This window comes from Blastomonas ursincola (genome assembly GCF_013607875.1).
Lineage (GTDB): Bacteria > Pseudomonadota > Alphaproteobacteria > Sphingomonadales > Sphingomonadaceae > Blastomonas > Blastomonas ursincola.
Genome location: NZ_VDES01000003.1, coordinates 69872 through 90194 on the forward strand (window position 1 = coordinate 69872; position 20323 = coordinate 90194).

The 20323-nt window shown below is 64.7% G+C and carries 20 protein-coding genes; 8 read left to right on the top strand and 12 right to left on the bottom strand.

The genetic code is table 11. The annotated features are described in order from the left end of the window. Positions 1 to 10: 10 nt before the first annotated feature. The 5 genes from FG486_RS14160 to purE are packed head-to-tail and all read right to left on the bottom strand — an operon-like array spanning position 11 to position 4226. Positions 11 to 934, bottom strand: a complete 924-nt coding sequence (locus FG486_RS14160; protein WP_181268031.1) for a bifunctional riboflavin kinase/FAD synthetase — start codon at positions 932 to 934, stop codon at positions 11 to 13. Positions 935 to 941: 7 nt separating this feature from the next. Beyond that, a complete protein-coding gene (locus FG486_RS14165) occupies positions 942 to 2126 on the bottom strand; it encodes a membrane dipeptidase (RefSeq protein ID WP_181268032.1) in 1185 nt (394 codons plus the stop codon). After that, on the bottom strand, positions 2123 to 2620 hold the full coding sequence (locus FG486_RS14170; RefSeq protein WP_066278706.1) for a dihydrofolate reductase: 498 nt from the start codon (positions 2618 to 2620) through the stop codon (positions 2123 to 2125). The genes FG486_RS14165 and FG486_RS14170 overlap by 4 nt, the downstream gene beginning before the upstream one ends. Continuing rightward, on the bottom strand, positions 2617 to 3702 hold the full coding sequence (locus FG486_RS14175) for a 5-(carboxyamino)imidazole ribonucleotide synthase (RefSeq protein ID WP_181268394.1): 1086 nt from the start codon (positions 3700 to 3702) through the stop codon (positions 2617 to 2619). The genes FG486_RS14170 and FG486_RS14175 overlap by 4 nt, the downstream gene beginning before the upstream one ends. Positions 3703 to 3707: 5 nt before the next feature. Next, entirely contained in the window at positions 3708 to 4226 is a 519-nt protein-coding gene (gene purE / locus FG486_RS14180) for a 5-(carboxyamino)imidazole ribonucleotide mutase (protein WP_338401624.1), read from the bottom strand. A gap of 227 nt (positions 4227 to 4453) precedes the next feature. Between purE and FG486_RS14185 the strand changes: the two genes are divergently transcribed. The 4 genes from FG486_RS14185 (at position 4454) to FG486_RS14200 (ending at position 7900) form a co-directional block, all read left to right on the top strand. Continuing rightward, positions 4454 to 5080, top strand: a complete 627-nt coding sequence (locus FG486_RS14185; protein ID WP_181268033.1) for a GGDEF domain-containing protein — start codon at positions 4454 to 4456, stop codon at positions 5078 to 5080. A 65-nt stretch (positions 5081 to 5145) separates the two neighbouring features. After that, entirely contained in the window at positions 5146 to 5862 is a 717-nt protein-coding gene (locus FG486_RS14190) for a GGDEF domain-containing protein (protein WP_181268034.1), read from the top strand. Positions 5863 to 5996: 134 nt separating this feature from the next. Beyond that, entirely contained in the window at positions 5997 to 6713 is a 717-nt protein-coding gene (locus tag FG486_RS14195) for a GGDEF domain-containing protein (protein ID WP_181268035.1), read from the top strand. 77 nt (positions 6714 to 6790) lie between these two features. Continuing rightward, positions 6791 to 7900, top strand: a complete 1110-nt coding sequence (locus tag FG486_RS14200) for an alpha/beta fold hydrolase (protein ID WP_422125056.1) — start codon at positions 6791 to 6793, stop codon at positions 7898 to 7900. A gap of 6 nt (positions 7901 to 7906) precedes the next feature. On the opposite strand, the gene panB is transcribed toward FG486_RS14200, so the two are convergent. After that, positions 7907 to 8779 (bottom strand): 3-methyl-2-oxobutanoate hydroxymethyltransferase, encoded by an 873-nt coding sequence (gene panB, locus FG486_RS14205; RefSeq protein ID WP_181268036.1) that lies wholly within the window; start codon positions 8777 to 8779, stop codon positions 7907 to 7909. Between the two features lie 122 nt (positions 8780 to 8901). Between panB and FG486_RS14210 the strand changes: the two genes are divergently transcribed. Next, positions 8902 to 9996, top strand: coding sequence for an endonuclease/exonuclease/phosphatase family protein (locus FG486_RS14210; RefSeq protein WP_181268037.1), 1095 nt, complete (start codon positions 8902 to 8904; stop codon positions 9994 to 9996). On the opposite strand, the gene FG486_RS14215 is transcribed toward FG486_RS14210, so the two are convergent. The 3 genes from FG486_RS14215 to FG486_RS14225 all read right to left on the bottom strand — a co-directional run bounded on the left by FG486_RS14215 (position 9997) and on the right by FG486_RS14225 (position 11836). Continuing rightward, on the bottom strand, positions 9997 to 10983 hold the full coding sequence (locus FG486_RS14215) for a glycerophosphodiester phosphodiesterase (protein WP_181268397.1): 987 nt from the start codon (positions 10981 to 10983) through the stop codon (positions 9997 to 9999). 23 nt (positions 10984 to 11006) lie between these two features. Further along, positions 11007 to 11291, bottom strand: a complete 285-nt coding sequence (locus tag FG486_RS14220) for a DUF427 domain-containing protein (protein WP_181268038.1) — start codon at positions 11289 to 11291, stop codon at positions 11007 to 11009. Between the two features lie 167 nt (positions 11292 to 11458). Continuing rightward, positions 11459 to 11836: an ArsC family reductase gene (locus tag FG486_RS14225; protein ID WP_422125057.1), complete on the bottom strand. Its 378-nt coding sequence runs from the start codon at positions 11834 to 11836 to the stop codon at positions 11459 to 11461. 138 nt (positions 11837 to 11974) lie between these two features. Between FG486_RS14225 and FG486_RS14230 the strand changes: the two genes are divergently transcribed. Continuing rightward, positions 11975 to 12361, top strand: a complete 387-nt coding sequence (locus tag FG486_RS14230; RefSeq protein ID WP_206678403.1) for a hypothetical protein — start codon at positions 11975 to 11977, stop codon at positions 12359 to 12361. 130 nt (positions 12362 to 12491) lie between these two features. Here FG486_RS14230 and FG486_RS14235 read toward each other — a convergent pair whose 3' ends face one another. Both FG486_RS14235 and FG486_RS14240 read right to left on the bottom strand, forming a co-directional pair. Then, positions 12492 to 14009 carry a S10 family peptidase gene (locus FG486_RS14235; protein WP_181268040.1) on the bottom strand — a complete coding sequence of 506 codons (1518 nt, stop codon included), beginning with the start codon at positions 14007 to 14009 and terminating at the stop codon, positions 12492 to 12494. Between the two features lie 89 nt (positions 14010 to 14098). Next, positions 14099 to 15679, bottom strand: a complete 1581-nt coding sequence (locus tag FG486_RS14240; protein ID WP_181268041.1) for a hypothetical protein — start codon at positions 15677 to 15679, stop codon at positions 14099 to 14101. Between the two features lie 126 nt (positions 15680 to 15805). On the opposite strand from FG486_RS14240, the gene queF reads away from it, so the two are divergent. Further along, positions 15806 to 16264 (top strand): preQ(1) synthase, encoded by a 459-nt coding sequence (queF, locus tag FG486_RS14245; RefSeq protein WP_066283431.1) that lies wholly within the window; start codon positions 15806 to 15808, stop codon positions 16262 to 16264. Here queF and FG486_RS14250 read toward each other — a convergent pair. Then, complete coding sequence (locus tag FG486_RS14250; RefSeq protein ID WP_181268042.1) at positions 16261 to 17340, bottom strand: phytase; 1080 nt, start codon at positions 17338 to 17340, stop codon at positions 16261 to 16263. The two genes, queF and FG486_RS14250, sit on opposite strands and share 4 nt — an antisense overlap. Before the next feature lie 188 nt (positions 17341 to 17528). On the opposite strand from FG486_RS14250, the gene FG486_RS14255 reads away from it, so the two are divergent. Beyond that, the gene (locus FG486_RS14255; RefSeq protein WP_082751199.1) at positions 17529 to 20282 is read left to right on the top strand and encodes a TonB-dependent receptor; all 2754 of its coding nucleotides are present in this window, start codon (positions 17529 to 17531) and stop codon (positions 20280 to 20282) included. Positions 20283 to 20323 lie beyond the last annotated feature (41 nt).

Below are 20323 nucleotides of genomic sequence, written 5' to 3' on the forward strand. Positions count from 1 at the left end.
CGGCGGCGTTTCAGGCAAGCAATTCCCGCGCGCGGTCGCAGTCGGCATCGATCTGGCGCTTGAGCTCGTCCCAGTCGGCAAACTTCGCCTCGGGCCGGATGAAATGGCGCAGCGCCACCTCGATCGTCTGGCCGTACAGGTCTTCGGAAAAATCGAAGAAATGCGGCTCGAGCAATTCCTTGGGCGGATCGAATTGCGGGCGGATGCCCAGGTTCGCCGCGCCCTTCAGCACCCGGCCGTCGGGTAGATGCCCGGTCACCGCGTACACCCCGTATTTCGGCCGCAAATAGCTGCCCATGTCGAGATTGGCGGTGGGAAAGCCGAGCAGCCGTCCGTTCTTGTCGCCATGCTGGACCACGCCCTGCACCGCAAAGGGCCGGGTCATCAGCCGTTCGGCTTCGTCGGGGCGGCCCTCGGTCAGGCACTGACGGATGCGGCTCGACGAGATGACCGCATCGTCGGTGGTCACCGGGCCGACCGCCTCACTGCGCAGGCCAAGCAGCGCGCCGAGATCGCGCAGCACCTGGATATTGCCGCCGCGGCCCTTGCCGAAGGTGAAATCCTCGCCGGTCACCACGCCAACCGCGCCGAAGCGTTCGATCAGCAGATCGGCGATGAAGCTTTCCGCACGGGTTTCGGCCAATGTCTTGTCGAAGGCGAAGACCAGCATTGCGTCCGCGCCGGCATCAGCGAACAGGCGCTGGCGCTGATCGAGGCTGGTGAGGCGGAAGGGCGGGGTGTCGGGCTTGAAATAGCGCACCGGGTGCGGATCGAAGGTAGCGATGATCGCGGGGCGGCCTTCGCCCTTCGCCCAGCGGATGGCGCGGCCGGCCACGGCCTGATGACCGGCATGAAAGCCGTCAAAATTGCCCAGCGCGATGATGCCCCCGCGCAAACTGTCCGGCAGCCGCTCGCTGCCCTCCACCCTCAACATGTGCGCCCTATAGGCCCTTGCCCGGCAGGGGTTCAATGCCCTGTTTGAGGATGCGCAGCGTATTGCCGCCCATCACCGCGCGGATTTCCGACTCGGTAAAGCCGATATCGAGCAGCGCCTGCGTCACCTGCACGATCTGGCTGGTATCGAAGCGCGTCGTCACCGCGCCGTCGAAATCGCTGCCGAGCGCGACATGCTCGATACCGACGAGGTCGCGCACGTGCTTGATCGACCTGGCGATCATCTTCGGATCGGTCGAGCAGATCGCGCCGTCCCAGTACCCGATGCCGATGATGCCGCCGGTCGCGGCGACGGCGCGGATCTCGGTGTCGGACAGGTTGCGATTGACGCCGCACACCGCCTGCACGCCGCCATGGCTGGAGACGACGGGGCGACGCGCCATCGCCAGGATATCGGCCACCGCCTTGTGGCTCGAATGCGCGATGTCGACGATGATGCCCCTGGCCTCCATCGCGCGAACCATCTTGCGGCCGAACGGGGTCAGCCCGCCCTTGCGCTCCCCGTGCATCGAGCCGGCGAGCTCGTTGTCGAAGAAATGCACCAGTCCCGCCATGCGCATGCCGACGCTATAGAGCCGGTCGAGATTCGCCGCCTTGCCCTCGAGATTCTGCAACCCCTCGACCGAATAGAGCGCGCCGGTCACCTGCTTGCCCGCAGCGCGCGCCGCGAGGAGCTTGTCGATATCGGCAGGCTTGCGGACCAGCATCAGCCTGCCGCCGGAATCCTTGGCCGCCGTTTCGAGCCGCTGGCCATGCCACATCGAGCGTTCGTGCACCGAGAACCAGGTCCGCACCGGCTGCAGCTGCGCCATGGCGAGCAGGGTGATATTGTCGGTATCGGCCGAGTTGCTGTCGTAGTTCTGGCCCTTGGGCGTCTTGGAAACTGACGAGAAGACCTGCAGCGCGACATTGCCGGCTTCAAGCCGGGGCAGGTCGATCTGGCCGCGGCTCGCCCTGTCGAGCAGGTCGCGCTTCCAAAGCAGGGTATCGCCGTGCAGATCGGCAATCTGCAGTGTCGCGTGCAGCGCCTTTGCATCGGCGCGGATGGTCGGCAGCGGTTCGTCGGTGACGACGTTCGTCTGCTTCTCGAACAGCCCGGGCAGCACGGTGACGGTGAAGATCAGCCCTGCGACGACGAGCAGGACCAGCCCCAGCAGAAGCTTGCGGATCACCGCCGCACCAAGGTCACGAAACTGAACGCGGGCCGGTCGCGATGCTCGGGATCAGCGGGATGATCGGTGCGTGCGCTTTCCTGCCAGATTTCCGCGTCGAAGGCCGGCATGTGCGTGTCCCCGGGCACGTCGGCATGCACCTCGGTCAGCTCGATACGGTCGGCGTGCGGCAGGAACAGGGTGAAGATTTCCGCGCCGCCGATCACCGCGACATGCGGCGCATTGGCCGCTGCAATGGCTTCGTCCATGCTGTGCACGACCTCCGCGCCATCCTCCGCCCAGTCCTCATCGCGGGTGAGCACGATATGGCGACGACCGGGCAGCAGGCCGGGCAGGCTGTCGAAGGTCTTGCGGCCCATGATCATCGGCCGGCCCTGAGTCAGCGCCTTGAAATGGCGAAGGTCCATCGGCAGGTGCCAGGGCAGGGTGCCGTTCGCGCCGATCACGCCATTGCGCGCGCGGGCGAGGACCAGAAAGATCTCGGGATGGTTCATGATTCCGCCCCTGAAGGTTCCAGCGTGATGCGTGTCACGTGCCCCATCTTGCGACCGGGAAGCGCGCGGTGCTTGCCATAGAGGTGCAGATGGTTGGCGGGATCGGCGAGCAGCTCGGGCCAGCCATGCGCCGCCTCGCCGATCAAGTTGCGCATTTCGGCGCGATCGCAGGCAAGCGCGGTCTCGCCCAGCGGCAGGCCACAGATCGCGCGGATATGGTTCTCGAACTGGCTGGTGAACGCACCCTCGATCGTCCAGTGGCCGCTATTGTGCACGCGCGGGGCCATTTCGTTGAACACCGGGCCATCGCGCGTGGCGAAGAATTCCAGCGTCAGCACGCCGACATAATCGAGCTTTTCCGCGACCTTCGCGGCGAGCGCGCGCGCGGCGGGCACCTGCGCCTCGATCGCCGCGCTGGCGGGAACGCTCGACAGGTCGAGAATCCCTGCGACATGGACATTCTCGGCGCTGTCCCAGAAGCGGATCTCGCCCTGCGGCGAGCGCGCGAGGATGACCGAGAATTCGGCATCGAAGGTCACGAAACCCTCGATGATCGCCGGAACACCGCCCGCCTCATGCCAGCGCGCGACCGGATCGTCGCCGGGCAACACGCGCGCCTGGCCCTTGCCGTCATAGCCCATGCGGTTCGACTTGATGATGGCAGGGGTGCCCGCAACCTGCATCGCGGCGGCGACGTCCGCCTCGGTCTCGGCAAAGCCGAACGGCGCGGTGCGACCGCCGAGTTCGGCGACAAAGCGCTTCTCGTCGATCCGGCTCTGCGCGACCTCGAGCGCACGCGGCGAGGGGCGCAGCGGCACGAGGTCGGCAATTCCATCGAGCGGCGCGACCGGCACATTCTCCCATTCATAGGTCACGACGTCACAGGCCTGGGCGAAGCTGGCGAGCGCGGCGCTGTCCGAATAGTCGGCGCTGGTGGTCTCGGCCGAGACCTCGCCCGCCGGGCTGGTCGTCTCGGGCGCGAAGACATGGCAGCGATAGCCGAGCTGCGCGGCGGCAAGACTGAGCATCCGCCCGAGCTGCCCTCCGCCCATGATGCCGATGGTGCTGCCGGGAGGGATCATGTCGCTCATGCCGGACGTTCGCCCACCGAATCGCTCTGCGCCGCGCGCCAGGCATCGAGCCTTTCGGCCAGCACGGGATCATGGAGCGCCAGGATCGAGGCGGCGAGCAGCCCGGCATTCTTCGCGCCAGCAGGCCCGATGGCGAGCGTGCCCACCGGAATGCCGCCGGGCATCTGGACGATCGACAACAGGCTGTCCATGCCGCTGAGCGCCTTGCTCTGCACCGGCACGCCGAGCACGGGCAGCCGGGTCATGCTGGCGACCATGCCGGGCAGATGCGCCGCGCCGCCTGCTCCCGCGATGATGACCTGAAAGCCCGAATCGACCGCCGTCTTGGCGAAATCCACCAGCCGGTCGGGGGTGCGATGGGCCGAGACGATGCGGCATTCATGCGCGATACCGAGCTCGTCGAGCACCGCTGCGGCGCCCGACATGGTGTCCCAGTCCGACTGGCTGCCCATGATGATGGCGACGCGGGTCGCTCCGGCGGTCTGGCGGTCGGGCGTTTCAAGTGGCTCGGCCACGCATGTCTCTCCGCGTAATTGCTGGTCTCGCCAGGGTCTTAAAGGCAAAGCCTGAGACCCGCAATCACCCTGCACGCGAAAAGCATCGAGCCGCGCCTGGGCGCGCGATTGTCCCGCTTGTGCACAGATTATACATGGTGAATGTGATTTAAATCATGCCTGGCCTGGCCTTGCTTGCTATGCCGGAGGTTCAAGGGACCGCGCCGGGGATAGTTGCAGGCACAAAGATGAAGATGACCGATGTGCAAGGCGGCCCGGGTGGACAACCACCCCAGGCTGACGTGGCGTTGAGCCACGAGCAGCTCGCCCTGTTGTGCGCTGACCTCAAGCACCAGAATGCGCTGCTGATCGCCCGCGTGCGCCAGCTCGAGGACGAGATCTGCCGCGATACGCTGACCCCATTGTTCAACCGCCGCTATTTCGAGCAGGCGGTGGCGAGCGCGATCGCGCATTGCCAGCGTTACCAGAGCCGTGCGGCCCTGCTGTTCGTCGATGTCGACGACCTGAAGCTGATCAACGACACTTTCGGCCACGCGGCCGGCGACGAGGCGCTGCGCTGCGTCGCAAGGGTGCTGCTCGACAATGTCCGTTCGACCGATGTCGTCGCGCGGATCGGCGGGGACGAATTCGCCCTGATCCTGGGCGCGATCGGCGAAGGCGATGTCGAGCACAAGGTCGCGCAGCTGACCGCCGGGATCGCGGCCTGCCGTGTCGGCCATGGCGAGGCGGCGAGCAGCCTGTCGGCGACCTTCGGCCATGCCTTCATCCACCCCGATGACGAGGCGGAAAAGGTGCTGGCGCGGGCCGACGACCATATGTACCGGCTGAAGCGGTCGCGCGCGACCGCGCGCTGATCCTCCTCCGGTCGTCCACGCGGACATTTGCCGTGTCTTAAACCTTTTGCTTTACCGGGTTTTACATGCGCCCGTGGCAAAAGATCCTTCTCGCAATCGCGTTCAGCGTCGTCGCCACGCTTGTGGCGCTGGAAACGCTGGTCCTCGCGACGGGCGAGCCGATCGAATTCATCTACTGGGCCTTTGGCATCATCTGCCCGATCTTCGTCTCGGCGCCGACCAGCTATGTGCTGGTTCGTCAGGCCGAGGCAAACCGGCGGCTCAATCTCGAACTGCTGGTGGCGCAGCGCGAGCTTCTCACGCGGGCGGACCGCGATCACCTGACCGATGTGCTCAGCCGTGCCGCCTTTTACCGCCATGCCGCTGCCTATGCGGGCGACGCGCCGGCGAGCGTGCTGCTGGTCGATATCGACCATTTCAAGGCGATCAACGATGGCCATGGACATGCGCTTGGCGACGCCGCGCTGAGGCTGGTCGCATCGACGCTGCAGGCGGCCCTGCGACCCGACGATCTTCTCGGCCGGGTCGGCGGCGAGGAATTCGCGGTGCTGCTGAGTGAAATGCCGTTGCCGCTGGCGCTGGCGATCGCCGAGCGGGCCCGCGGCGCCATCGCCGGATTGTGCATGCGATCGGCAGATGGCTCGCGGGTCGGCCTTTCGATCTCGATCGGCGTGGCAAGCTATGATGCAGGAGCTTCGCTCGACGCTGCGCTCGCGCAGGCGGATCAGGCCATGTACCGCGCCAAGCGCGAGGGACGCAATCGCGTGATGGTTGCCCATTGAAGCAATCCTTGCCGACCTGGTCATCGCGACCTGAGTGGCGGATGATTGCAAGCTTATCGGACCCTTATCGGTGCTTCGGACCAAGTCAGGGCGCATTTGGTTAGTCTTAAACTTTCCAGATTAACCGGCTTTCCATGAGCCCGCTCAAGAAAATCCTGTTCTGTGTCGCGTTTGGCGTCCTGGTGACTTTGGTTGGTCTAGAGGCGATGGTGCATGCACTGCACGAGAATGTCGATTGGCCGTTCTGGATCTTTGCCGTTGTATCGCCCGCCGCCGTTACGGCAACCATCAGTATCGTGCTGGTGCGACAGATCGAGGCCAATGGCCAGCTCGCGGCGCAATTGCTCGACATGCAGACGGATCTGCTGATCCGGGCCGATCGGGATGCGCTGACCGGGGTGATCAATCGCGCAGCCTTTTATCGCGATGCTGCTGCCTATTCCGATGAGGCTCCCGCCTGCGTGCTGCTGGCCGATATAGACCATTTCAAGGCGATCAACGACGAGCATGGCCATGCTGCCGGGGATGAGGCGCTGAAGCTGGTGGCATCGACCCTGCAGGCGGCGCTGCGGCCCGACGATCTGCTGGGGCGCGTCGGCGGCGAGGAATTCGCGATGCTGCTGTGCGGCCTGCCGTTCGGGCTGGGCATGACGATCGCCGAACGCGCTCGCGGTGCCATTGATGCGCTGGATTTCCGATCGCCCGAGGGGGAACCGATTGCGCTGTCGATCTCGGTCGGGGTTGCGCCCTATCGTGCCGGCTGGTCGCTCGACAATGCGCTCGCGCAGGCCGACGCGGCGATGTACGGCGCGAAGCGTAGCGGTCGCAACCGGGTGCATGCGGCGGCCTGACATCCGGCACCGCCTGCAAGGTTGCAACCTCTTGATTGCGCTGCAATGTTGATCCCTCGAAACAAGAGGGGTTTGCCATGAAGATGAAGTTGCTGGGCGCGCTGATGGGCTGCGCCATGCTTGCGATGCCGGCGATTGCGCAGCCGGGACCGCCCCAGGCCGCGCCGGCGGTAGATTATGCGGTCCAGCTGCAGCAGGGCGATGTCATCCTCAAGGATTTCCGCTTCGGCACCGGCGAGGTGCTGCCCGAATTGCGCATGCATTATGCGACGCTCGGCACGCCGAAGCGCGACGCGAAAGGCCGTGTCACCAATGCGGTCATGGTGCTGCATGGGACCGGCGGTACCGGGCTGCAGTTCCTGCAACCGCAATTCGCCCAGGAGCTGTTCGGGCCCGGCCAGCCGCTCGATATAACCAAATACTACATCATCCTGCCCGACAATATCGGCCATGGAAAGTCGTCCAAGCCCTCGGACGGGCTCAGGATGCGCTTTCCCGCCTATGATTATACCGACATGGTCCGGGCGCAGCGGCAGATGCTGGTCGAAGGGCTCAAGGTCGATCACCTACGCCTGATCATGGGCACCTCGATGGGCTGCATGCACGGCTTTGTCTGGGGCCAGGTCGATCCGGGCTTTGTCCAGGCGATGATGCCGATGGCGTGCCTGCCGATGCCGATTGCCGGGCATAACCGCATGTGGCGCAAGGCCTCGATCGAGGGCATCAAGTCCGACCCCGCCTGGCAGGGCGGCAATTACACCAGCCCGCCGGTCATGGGCCTGCGCGTCGCGGCCAGCCTGTTGCAAGTGGCGGGCTTCGCGCCGCTCTATCTGCAAAAGGCCTATGGCACGCGCGAGGCGGCGGATGCCTATATCACGCAGCGGATCGAGGCTTCCATGAAGGGCATCGACGCCAATGACATCATCTACCAGATCGAATCCTCCCGGAATTACGACCCTTTGAAGACGATCGAGAAGATGACCATGCCGGTCACCTGGATCAACTCGTCGGACGATTTCATCAATCCCTGGGACTATGGCGTCGCCGAGGATTTCGGCAAGCGGCTGCCCGATGGCAAGTATCTGCTGATCAAGGCGACCGACGACACGCGCGGGCACAGCACGCACACCTGGGCCAAGTTCTGGAAGGACGAACTGCTGGCGCTGCTCAAGCGCAGCGAGAAATAGCCGCGCTCAGTCCTTGGGCGCGTAGGTCTGGTCGGCGCTGGGGAAGCTCCGGTTGCTTACTTCCCCGGCATAGCTTTTCACGGCAGTCTCGATGACCTCGGCAAGGTTCTCGTAGCGCTTGACGAAGCGCGCGGTGCGCTCGAACAGGCCGAGCATGTCCTCGGTGACCAGCACCTGGCCGTCGCAGCGCGCCGATGCGCCGATGCCGATGACCACGGCGGAGACGGCCTCGGTCACCGCGATCGCGATCGGCTCGACCACGCCCTCGACGACGATGGCAAAGGCGCCTGCCTCGTCGAGCGCCTGTGCATCGGCGACGATCTTGTCGGCTTCACTGTCCGATCGGCCGCGCGCAGCATAGCTGCCCAGGATGTTGATCGCCTGCGGCGTGAGGCCGACATGGCCGACCACGGGAATGCCGCGTTCGGTGAGGAACTTGACCGTAGGCGCCATCGCCGCGCCGCCCTCGAGCTTCACCGCCGCTGCGCCAGTCTCCTTGAGCAGACGTGCGGCGCTGGCAAAGGCGATTTCGGGCGAGGCCTCATAGCTGCCGAACGGCATGTCGATCACGACGATGCTGTGATAGCTGCCGCGAACCACCGCCGCGCCATGCGCCGCCATCATCTCGAGCGTCACCGGCACCGTGCTCGGCAGGCCGTAGATCACCTGGCCGAGCGAATCGCCGACCAGCAGCATGTCGCAATGCGGATCGAGCAGCTGCGCCATGCGCGCGGTATAGGCGGTCAGCATCACCACCGGCTGCTCGGTGACGCCCGCCTTCTTGCGCCGCTGGATCGCGGGCACGGTCAGGCGCTTCATCGGCGCAGGGGTGGGATTGGCGCGGCTGGTCGACGTGTCGAGCGTGTAGGTGGTGGACATGGACGCCGGTGTAGCGGCGGCGGGGGCAGGGTGCAAACCTAACCTATGTGCAACGCTTGCTTGCCTTGTGCGTCCGACACGGCGACAAGGCGTTGTTTCTTCTGGCTCGGGTGATTTCAGGCATGCTGCGAATCCTGGTTTTCGCACTGGCGGCGCTTGCCGCTACCGGCACGGCGCTCAGTCTGCTGACCAGCTATCGCTGGTATATCCGCATGTGGGATTTCCCGCGTCTGGGGCTGATGGTGCTCGCGCTGATCGCCCTGGTGCTGGCGATCCCCATCCTGTCCGGCTGGGCGCGCGCCATTGTCGTGGCGGCGATGCTGCTCGTGGTCGGCTGGCAGGGCTTTCGCATCTATCCCTATACCCCGCTTGCGAAAACCGAAGTGGCGCAGGCGGTGATCAACAAGGAGAACTGCATCTCCGCCTTCTCGTTCAACGTGCTGCAGACCAATCGCGACTATCAGCGCACGATCGACCTGATCGACCGCGAGGACCCCGACATCTTGCTGCTGCTCGAAACCGACGAGGGCTGGGAAAAGGCTTTGAAACCGGTGATCGACCGCTATCCGCACCGGCAATCGGCCCCACTGCCGAACCTTTACGGCCTGATCTTCCTGTCGCGGCTGCCGGTCGAGGATGCCGAGATCACCTGGCTGATCGATACCGAGACGCCCTCGGTCTTTGCGACCATCTCGACCGGGGCAGGGGCGAAATTCCGCTATATCGGCCTGCACCCGCGTCCGCCCCAGCCCGGCGAGGATACCGCCAAGCGCGACGCCGAGATCGCGATTGCCGCGCGCCATGCCAAGCTCACCGATCTGCCGGTGCTCGCCATGGGCGATTTCAACGATGTCGCCTGGTCGCGCACCTCACAGATGTTCAAGCGGATCGGCGGCTATCTCGATCCGCGCATCGGGCGCGGGCTCTATGCGACCTTCCCCGCGAACCTGCCCGGCCTGCGCTGGCCGCTCGACCATCTGTTCATGTCGCCCGATTTCACGCTGGTGCAGATGAAGGTGCTGGAAAATGTCGGGTCGGACCATCTCCCCGTCGCGGCCACGGTGTGCCTCGCGCCGCGCGCGGCCAAGGTGCTCAACGACGAGCCCGAAAAGCCCGATGCCGCCGATCGCAAGGACATGATCCTATCGATCCGCGACGGCAAGAAGGCGGCGATCGAGGAGGGCACGGCGTCGGGCGAGAAGGCGCCGAAACCCTGATCAGCGTTTCGCGGCGACCGCCTCGGCGACATTGTCGGAGAACAGCCCGTCGATGCCCGTGGCGAGGAACGCCCTGATCTCCGCGCCGACATTACCGACCGCGACCGGGTTCTCGCCAGCCTTGAACTCGGCGGGCAGGAAATAATTCTCGCGGCGGAAGGTCCAGACATGCACCTTCAGCCCGGCGGCGTGCGCATCTTTGACGATGCGCGTCGGCGCGGCCAGCTTTCCGTCGGCGGTACGCGGAATGACCATCGCCTTTTCGAGGCCCACGCCATCGGCATAAAGCGCGATCTCGGCCAGGCCCTCGGGCGTGCTCATCGCGGCATAGGTGACGCCTGAGCGATCCGGCGGACCGGCCACGCTCGCCATCAGCTGGATCAGCGGCAGCGCGGTCATGCCGTTCAGGCGCTTGAGATTGTCGACCTCGAAGCTCTGGATGAACACGGGATCGTCCGCGCCGTCATAACCTGCCTTGGCGAGCGTCGCGACCAGCCGCTCCTCGAGCGGCAGGCCGAGCGCACGGAAATGGCTCGGATGCTTGGTTTCGGGGTAGAGGCCGATGCGCCGCCCGGTCTCCTGTTCGCGCCGCTTCACCAGCGCGATGATCTCTTCGAGCGTCGGCACGTCCCATCGGCCGTCATAGGCGGTGTTGGCCGGGCGGAGCTGCGGCAGGCGTTCCTTCGCGCGCAGCGTCTTCAATTCGGCGAGCGTGAAATCCTCGGTGAACCAGCCGGTAAGGCTCTGGCCGTCGATGGTCTTGGTCGTCTTGCGGTCGGCAAATTCGGGGTGCGCGGCGACATCCGTGGTTTCGGAAATCTCGTTCTCGTGCCGCGCGACCAGCACGCCATCCTTCGTGCTGACCAGATCGGGCTCGATGAAATCCGCGCCCTGGTCGATCGCGCGTTCATACGATCCCAGCGTATGCTCGGGCCGCTCGCCGCTCGCGCCGCGATGCGCGATGATGATCGGTCCGTTCGCAGCCATCGCGAGCGCCAGTGCCGCCAGGATCACGCGATGACCTCGACACCCTTCCAGAAGGCGAGCCGGTCGCGGATTTCCTTCGCCGCATCCTTGGGCTCGGGATAATACCAGACCGCGTCGGTGTTGGTCTTGCCGTCGACCTCAAGCGAATAATAGCTCGCCACGCCCTTCCACGGGCAGAAGCTGGTGGTATCGCTGGGCGTCAGCAGATCAGCGCGCACATGCGCACGAGGGAAATAATGGTTGCGCTCGACGACGACGGTATCGTCGCTCTCGGCGATGACGGTGCCGTTCCAGATGGCCTTGGGCATTTTCGGGTCTCCTTGGCTCGCGATAGTCTCGTCACCCCCGCGATGGCGGGGGTCCCGCTTTTGCGCCGGGATCAGCGATCATAGCGGAATTCCCGCGTTCGCGGGAATGACGATGATCTATCGACAGGCCCTATACGCCCAAGCTGACAGGCATGTGACAGCCCGGCTCAGCCCAGCGCCGCCGCCCAGTCCTCGGGCTTGAAGCCGACCAGCACGCCGCCGGGATATTCCAGCACCGGGCGCTTGATGAGCGAAGGCTGCTCCACCATCAGCGCTATGGCCTTGGCCCGGTCGATCCCCGCCTTGTCGCTGTCGGGCAGCTTGCGGAAGGTGGTCCCCGCCTTGTTGAGCAGCACCTCCCAACCGACCGCATCGGCCCAGGCACCCAGCTTCTCCGCGCTGATCCCGGCCTTCTTGTAGTCATGGAAGTCATGGGCGATGCCCTGACCCTCTAGCCAGGTCCGCGCCTTCTTCATCGTGTCGCAATTGGGTATGCCGTGGATGGTGATCGCGGTCATGGATTCCTCTGGTGTTGTTTCGCTCATGCAGAATGCGATTCCTTCGCATTGTGTGGTGACTTGCGATGACAGCTTTTCATTTCATCGTCAAAAAAGCGATCCTTGCGCAACCGACCCCAAAGCGGAGATCAACTTTGTATGCACGAATTACCGTGCTACATTTTCATGATGTGGACGCTCCGTGTTATGAATTTGTTGCTTGCCGCCTATCTCGGAGGCTTGGCCGCCAGCTACCTTATCCTGTTGGCAACTCCCAATGCCATCGCCTCGCCAACTCTTATCGTCTACCCGTTTCAGTTCGCAGCCGGCATTCTTTTGTTTACCCTACCGGGTGCACTCTGGGTTGCCGCGATTTTTCGTATGGCCAAAAATAAATGGTCGGTAGCGCGATCCTACTGCCTCGCGATTTTTTGTGGAGCTTTGATGGGAGGAACCGTTCTCTTGTTTCTTTCTCCGTCTTCGATGTCAGTTTTTGCCGTTGGAGCGTTTTTTGGCTTTATCACAGCATCCGTGTGGGCCAGCCTCAATCGTTACGTCTTGCGGGCCTTCTAAAGTCTCCAAACCACCCAATTTCGGTCTTTGGACGATCCTATCCCCGAAGCTGAAAGCGGTCGTAAAGACGCGCGCCTACTTCTAGAACGCCCCACATCCGTGTAACCAGCGACCGCCCCCGCGCCGCCGTTCACCGCCGCCCGATAAACGCGCGAATGTCGCGCGACAATTTGCTGAGGTCGGTCTCGTTCACGTACATCATGTGCCCCGCGTCATAGCGGGTATATTCGATGCGGTCGGTGGGGATGCCGGTGCGGGTGAGCGAATATTCCGCGCCGAAGAACGGGGTGGCGAAATCATACCAGCCCTGGGCGACGAGCACGCGTAGGCCGCTGTTCTCGCGCAGGGCGCGGCCGATATAGGGCGCGACATTCTTGTAATAGCGCGATTCGCCGCCATTGCCGGGCAGGTCCCAGTCCCAGTCGCGCACGCCGCCGATGGTGACATATTGCCGCTCGGGGCTGAACTTCAGCTCCTGCCGCACATAGGCGTTGAGCGCGGCGGTATAGCTGCCGTCGATGCCGTAGAAGCTGGGATCGTTGTCGGGCTCTTCGCCGGCATTGTCGTAATCCTTGCCGGTATAGCGCGCGTCGAGCCGCCCGACGACGAGGCCGCGATCGCGCAGCAACTCCTTGTAGAAGCGGCCCGGCGTCACGCGCAGATCGGCATTTTCCAGATATTGCTCGGACAGCCCGGTGTAGCGCGCGAGCTTGGCGCGGATGCGGGCGCGTTCCTCGCCGACCAGCGCGCTGCCCTTCATCAGCGCGGGCAGATATTCGTTGGTGGCAAAGGCGCGCGCCTCCTGTGCCAGCGCATCGGGGCCGGGGCCCGAGGCGGCGGGGGTGGTCTTGCCGTGATAGAGCGCGGTCACCGCCATGCTCGGCACCATCAGCACATAGGGCATCTCGTTGCCAGGAACCTCGGCCTGCGCGCCGAAATCGAGGATGGTCGAAATCAGCAACAGGCCGTTCAATGCGACGTCGTTATATGTGCCCTCCAGCTCGTTCGCGACGGCAGCGGTGCGGGTGGTGCCATAGCTTTCCCCGCCCAGGAACTTGGGCGCGTTCCAGCGGCCATTGTCGCTGAGCCACTGGCGGATGAACTGCGCGACCGACTTGGCGTCCTTGGTGACGCCCCAGAATTCCTTGGGATCGGTATCGCCGAGCGCGGTCGAAAAGCCGGTGCCGACCGGATCGATGAACACGATATCAGTCACGTCGAGCAGGCTGTCGGGATTGTCGATCAGCCGATAGGGCGGCGCGCCATCGTCGCGGCCATCGCTGGGGATGGCGACGCGCTTGGGACCGAACGCGCCCATGTGCAGCCAGAGCGAGCCCGAGCCCGGTCCGCCGTTGAACAGGAAGGTCACCGGGCGGTTGGGTTCGGGCGCGTCCTTGACATAGCTGACCGAGAAGATGCGCGCTTTCGGGTTGCCCTTGTCGTCCTTGAGGAACGTGTCGCTGGCGGTCGCGGTATAGGCGACGCGCTGCCCGCCGAATGTGCCGCTGTGCTTCGTGACCGACACCATCGGTTCGACCTTGGCGGGAGCGGCCTTTTCCGGCGCCTTGCCGCCATCCTGCGCGGCGAGCGGCACGGGCGAAAGACAAAGGCACAGGGCCAGGGCGGACGAAGCAAAGCGGTTCAGCATATGGGGGACCCTCTCAGCGCGGAATCGTTGTTCCGTATACAGTTACGCTGATTGGCATGATCGCCCCATGCTTGGCAAGCAGTGCCGCGTCAGGCTGGCTGCAAGGGTCGCTGGCCGATCGATGTGAAGCGGCGCGGGCCGAGATCGAGCCGCAGCGGGCCGACGCGCGGGCCGGGCGGGTTGCTCTCCTCGCCCAGCACGAACGACTGGGTGACCGCATAGCGCGTGCCATCGGGTCCGTCATAGCCGATCCAGATATGCACCAGCGGCACGAACAGCATGCGGCCCTGCATCGCGATCGGCTCGATCTGGCCGAGCGGCAGGCGGATCTGGCCCTCGCAGCGCTGGGTGCTGCCGGGTTCGATATCGGCGATCTTCTGCAGGTGCGGCAGCACGCTGTCTCCGCGCATCGGGTCGATCGTTGGCGGCATGCCCTTGCGCGCCTGAACGATCGCGCCGTGCAGCGCGATGTTGCTTACGGGCATGTCGGACATGTTGGTGATGCCCAGATGATAGCGCGCGACCGCGTTCACCAGCGTTACGTCGATGCCGAGCGTCGTATAGTCGAGCAGCAGGCGCGGGACCACCGGCGCCGGGGTTTCTCCGCCCAGCTGATGTCGCTGCGGCACGCCCGGAGCAGCGCCGAGCGAGGCCGACGCGCCACCGGCGGAATCGGCGAGCGCCGAATCGGGCAGGATCTCGTCCATGTCCTCCACTTCCGGCTCGGGCGGCGGAGCCATGACAGGCGCACGGGCAGGCGAGGGGGGCGGCGGCGGTGGCGTGGGGGCGGCAGTGCGCCAGCTTCCCGCCATCTGCGCAGCGTCGAATTTCAGGTCCGCTTGCGGCTGCAGCTGAGTTTGCGGCTGTGGCGCAGCGGGGCGTGGCGCGGGGGCAGGCGGCGCGGCCACCTTGGGCTGCTGGCGCAGCGGCGGGGTCGGCACTGTCTCGACCGGCTGCAGGTGCACTGGCGTGTCGGCAGCGACTGCGGGCTTTGGCTTGCGCGCGCGCAGGCCCATGAAAACCAGGCTCGCCAGCGCGACCAGGCCAGCGGCGGCCCACCACCAGATCGAGCCGGCATCTTCAACCTCGGCAGGGTCGGTCTCGGGCGTGGTTGCCGGATCGGGCTCGGAAAGGCCCGGCAGTTCGGGCACGGGCAGAGCGTCGGTTGCAGGGAGCTCGGCGGCGGGAGCCTGAGCGGGCGTCTCGGCCGAGCTGACCGGCGTATCGGGCGCGGGCGAGGGGGCTGGCGTCGCGGCAGGCGCCTGCACGCGGGGCTGCGCTTGCTGCTGCTGCTGCGCCGCCGGGCGTGGGCTGGCGGGGCGTGGACGCGGCGTTTCCTGCGCGCGCGGGGTCTGTTGGCGCGGAGTCTGCTGGCGCGGAACCGGGGTCGGCGCGATCGTCGCCACCGGCGGACGCGGTGCGGGCTCGGCGGGTTCATCCGTCCGGCGCGGCGGGGTCGATTCGGCATCGACCGGACCTTGCACGTCGGATGGCGGCTGGGGGCTCGGCTGCGTCCCTGCCGGGAGCGAGAAGCTGCCAGGATTGTCCTGCGCCATGCCGGGCGCGCTCAGGCCGAGCAGGCCTGCTGCCAATAGCATCCCAATGATCTTGCGGCCGTCACCGTTCATGCCGACGAAATTCCCCGTATAGCTGATGCGGCCGGTGCGCATGCGACCGGTCCGACAAAAGGCTGACCATCCCCAGTTTGATCTGCCGCCACGCTCCTCGCGCGCTTAATCGGCGCTGAATGCGGGGCGGGAGATGACATCAGCCGTGTGCCGCATTAGATGAGGCGCATGACTGATCAACCCCAAACACGCTTTCTGGGCAAAGACAGCCCGATGCCGACCTCTCCCGAAGAGGCGGTGCTGGACTATGTGCCCAATCCCCGCCCCGGCAGACCGTATCTGGTGCGCTTCACCGCGCCCGAGTTCACCTCGCTCTGCCCGGTCACCGGCCAGCCCGATTTCGCGCACCTGGTCATCGACTATGCGCCCGACAAGGTGATGGTCGAATCCAAGTCGCTGAAACTGTTCCTGGGCAGCTTCCGCAACCACCAGGCGTTTCACGAGGACTGCACCGTCGGCATTGCCGAGCGCCTGTTCGAGGAGATGCAGCCGCACTGGCTGCGCATCGGCGGCTACTGGTATCCGCGCGGCGGCATTCCGATCGACGTGTTCTGGCAATCGGGCGAACCGCCTGCGGGGCTGTGGCTGCCGCCGCAGGATGTTCCGGGCTATCGCGGGCGGGGTTAAAGACCGAGCGCGGCGAGGATCGCGGCCCAGCTCACCAGCTTGAAATTCTGCGTGCCGCCGCCATTGTCGCCGTCCTGCGCGATGAACAGCCCCTGCTCGAAACCGGGGCCGTAATCGCCGACCGCCAGTTCAATCCCGTCGGTCTCCGATGTCCCGTCGAGCGAGCCGCCGTTGATGCGGAAGCGGCCGACCAGTCTGCCCGTGGCCGTATCGAACACGGCATAGGCATTGTCACCCTGGCTCGAGGCGACGAGCAGGCTGCTCGCGCCGTCGCGGGTGGCGAGCGCGAGGCCCTCGACATCGGCGACCAGCTGCTTGTTGTCGGCGGCGGCGAACAGCACCGGCGCGGCCTGGGGGCGCGCGGGGTCGACCTTCCAGATGCCGACATCCTCTTCGCCGACATAGAGCGCGCCGGTGGCGGGATCGACCACGCAGCCCTCGATCTGGGTCTTGAGCTTCCAGGTTGCGCCCGGCTCGTGCTCGACCTTTCCATTTTTGTGCGTGATCCGGATCTCGCGGACAGTGCCGTCCTTGATCGCAGCATAGGCGGTCATCGCATCGGGCGCGCCGACCATCGCGATGCGCGGGGCAGGGGCAACGCACACGCCATAGCCTTCGCCCGCACCGCTCGGCACGCTCGCCAGCGGCGACAGCGAACCGGTTGCAGGATCGAGCAGGAACAGCGCGAGCTTGGAATTGACCGGATCGGTCCGATCGCTGGCGATGACGACGATGCCATGCTCGCCCGCGAACAGCGTCACGTTGTTATACCGCCCGGTGAGCGACGATCCGCGCACCTTGCCGTCCAAGCCATAGACATAGAGCCCGGCCTTCTTGTCGGTGCCGACGATCAGGCTGGCGGCGGGATTGGCCGGGTTGCGCCAGATTGCCGGATCGTCCGCCGCATCCGCATTGGCGGTGCCGACGGGGACGGTCTCGACGGTCGCGGGCACGTCGATGGCGGGCAGCGCATTGGCAATTCGCACCTCGAGCGGGATTTCCTTGGGCGCGCAGGCGCTGGCCAGCAAGGCGAATAGGCTCACCCCGACCAGGGTGGCGGAAGAACGAGCGGCCATGACAGGAAATCCTTTTTCGAAGTCAAATTGCGGTCGAGGGCCGCTGCCACGTCGATATGGCGCGTTGATGACAGTTTTGTGCAAGAAGTGACGCAAAACTGAAACCTGAATTTCATCCACCCGTCTTGGAGCGCTGTTAGCGGGCCCGGCAACGGCCGATGGTGTGCCGGTTGAGTCGGGGGCATTTCATGAAAATTGTTACGGGTTGTCGCTCGCGCGCCGTGTCGCGCGCACGTTGCGCTCTGCTGGGCAGCATTGCAGCGGTGGCGCTTTTTCCTTCGGTAGCACTGGCGCAGGACGCACAGGCGCAGCCGGAAGCCGAAAATACCGAGGGCGACATCATCGTGCGCGGCTCGCGCCCGATCGCCGAATCAGAAGCCGCCGCGCTGATCGTCCAGCGCAACTCGGATTCGCTGGTCAGCGTCGCGGCATCCGACGCGATCGGCCGTCTGCCCGATCAGAACATCGCTCAGGCTGCCGGGCGCCTTCCGGGCGTCGCAGTGCAGCGCGACCAGGGCCAGGCCCGCTACATCAGCCTGCGCGGAGCGCCGATCAACTGGACCACGCTCGCCATCGACGGCATCTCGATCGTCAGCCCCGAAGGCCGCGACACGCGCTATGACAGCCTTCCTTCAGCGCTCGCCTCGCAGATCATCGTGCGCAAGGCGGTCACTCCGGACATGACTGGCGAGACCGTTGCCGGCCAGATCAACATCCGCACGCGCTCAGCCTTCGACTACAAGGGGCTCCATGCCCAGGCCAAGCTCGGCGGTGGCTATGTCGAACTCGGCAGCCGTCAGGAATATGAGGGGCAGCTGGTCCTCTCCGATCGTTGGAGCACCGGCATCGGCGAGATCGGCGTGCTGCTTTCTGGCAGCTATTATCAGCGCGACATGGTCACCGACAATTTCGAGAACGACTGGGAACCGGTGGCGCAGGACGTGCAGCCTGGCAATGCGAACCGCATCTGGGCGCGCGAGACCGAAAACAAGCTCTACCGGCTGACGCGCAAGAATTACAGCTATTCGGGCCGTCTCGACTGGGAGCCGGTGTCGGGCCAGCGCTTCTTCGTGCAGTCGATCTTCACGACCTTCACCGATGACGAAGCGCGCGACAACTATATCTTCGACCTCGACGACCGTCAGGGCGACCTGAACCGTCCGGCGACCTCGGCCTGCGCGATCGTCCCGAATGCCCAGCCGACCACCAGCGGCTATGCCGATGTCTGTATTGGCAACACGCCGCTGCTCGGAACCGTCTATGGGATCGACATCAATCAGCGCGCCACGCTCCGCGCGTTCGAACAGTCGATCTTCACCACCACCATCGGCGGCGATCAGGAATTCGACAATGGCTGGAACCTCTCCTGGCGCGCCAACTATACCCGCGCCAAGGACGACCGCAGCGTCGTCGGCGAAGCGCGCTATGACAGCCCGAGCACGCGCAACCTGCGCCCGACGGTGAGCTATGACCTGCGTGATCGTGACTTCGCGCGCATCCGCCTGTTCCGCACCATCACCACGACCAACCCGACGACTTTCCGCGCGGGCGATGCCGTGGTGGACATCGATCAGTTCCAGCGCCCGCTGACCTCGCTGGTCTCGAATGACTTTGTCGACATCACCAAGGCCTATACCGGCAAGTTCGATGTCACCAAGGAGCTCGACCTGTTCGGCGGCGAAGGCAAGCTGATGTTCGGCTTCCAGTTCGACCAGCGGACCAAGGAAGCCAATGAAATCCAGTATGCCGCGAATACGGCGCAGGCGACCGCGCTGGGCATCAGCACAACCTTTGCCGACCAGTCACTGAACATCCCGTTCAAGGGCGAGATCCCGCTGGGCTACAGCTTCCGCTATTTCGACCTGGAAAAGATGCGCGCCAACGTCCGCGTGCTGCGCCAGAACCGCCCGGCGACCTTCCTCGCCAACAATTTCTACAATGTCCGCGAGCAGGTCTATGCGGGCTATTTCGCGGGTCGGGTCGGCTATGACTGGGGCAGCGTGCTCGCCGGCGCGCGTGTCGAGCATATCAAGAACCGTGGCAGTGCGTTTGCCAATGGCAATCTCAACCTGCCGGTGACGGTCGAGAATGACATCACCCTGGTTTATCCCAGCCTGCACGTGAATTACGATATGGCAGAAGACAAGAAGCTGCGCGTGTCGTTCAATACGGGTGCCGCGCGTCCGGACTACGACCAGTTGCGTCCCAACTTCACCTTTAACGACCAGAACCTGACGATCTCGGGCGGCAACCCGTTTGCAAAGCCTGAAAAGGCCTATGGCGTCGATGCCTATTTCGAATGGTACATCCAGCCTCAGGGCTATATTTCGGTCGGTGTCTTCTACAAGCGTATCGAGGACGTCCTGTTCGATCAGACCCGTACCTTCAATTCGGACGCGCTGGACAGCGGTGGCGTGGATCGCTCGCAATATCTGTTCACGACGATCGGCAATGGGGGCAAGGGCCATATCTTCGGTGCTGAAATTGCGGTGCAGACCCAGCTCGAGCCATATACCGAGGATCTCGGTCTGCCCGACTGGATGGGTGGTTTCGGTCTCAGCACCAACTTTACCTTCAACGACAGCAGCGCCACCACGCCGGATGGCGACAAGGTGCCGCTGCCCGGCACCTCGGACATCGTCTATAATCTGGGCGTCTATTACGAGAAATACGGGCTTTCGGTCCGCGCCAACTACCAGAAGCGTACCGACTGGCTTGATGGCCTGGGTTCGGTCGCGGATGGCGGTGATTTCTACTGGACGACCGATGACGAGCTCGACGTTTCGGCGCGCTATGCAATCACGCCCAATGTCGAAGTCTATTTCGATGCCTCGAACCTGCTGAACCAGCCCGGACGGCGATTCGTGCGCGATCGGCAGTTTACCATCGAGTGGGAGCGCTTCGGTCGCCGCTATACCGGCGGTGTTCGCGTTACCTTCTGATTGCTCTGGAGCATTGCCGGAGGCTCGCTGCAGCCTCCGGC